Source organism: Burkholderia sp. KCJ3K979, from assembly GCF_016759955.1.
Lineage (GTDB): Bacteria > Pseudomonadota > Gammaproteobacteria > Burkholderiales > Burkholderiaceae > Burkholderia > Burkholderia orbicola.
The window spans coordinates 1-255 of sequence record NZ_JACFYV010000517.1; the positions used below are offsets into that span (position 1 = coordinate 1).

Sequence of the window (255 nt, forward strand, 5' to 3'; positions counted from 1 at the left end):
CGGGTCTACGCCCAGCAACTGAACGCCCTATTCGGACTCGCTTTCGCTACGCCTGCCCTATACGGTTAAGCTTGCTACTGAACGTAAGTCGCTGACCCATTATACAAAAGGTACGCCGTCACCCCTTGCGAGGCTCCGACTGTTTGTATGCATGCGGTTTCAGGATCTATTTCACTCCCCTCCCGGGGTTCTTTTCGCCTTTCCCTCACGGTACTGGTTCACTATCGGTCGATCACGAGTATTTAGCCTTGGAGG

Annotated in this window: 1 rRNA gene; it reads right to left on the reverse strand. The window is 53.7% G+C overall.

Annotated features, from left to right (window positions below):
• Positions 1 to 255, reverse strand: a 23S ribosomal RNA gene (locus H3O04_RS36880); the annotation flags it as partial.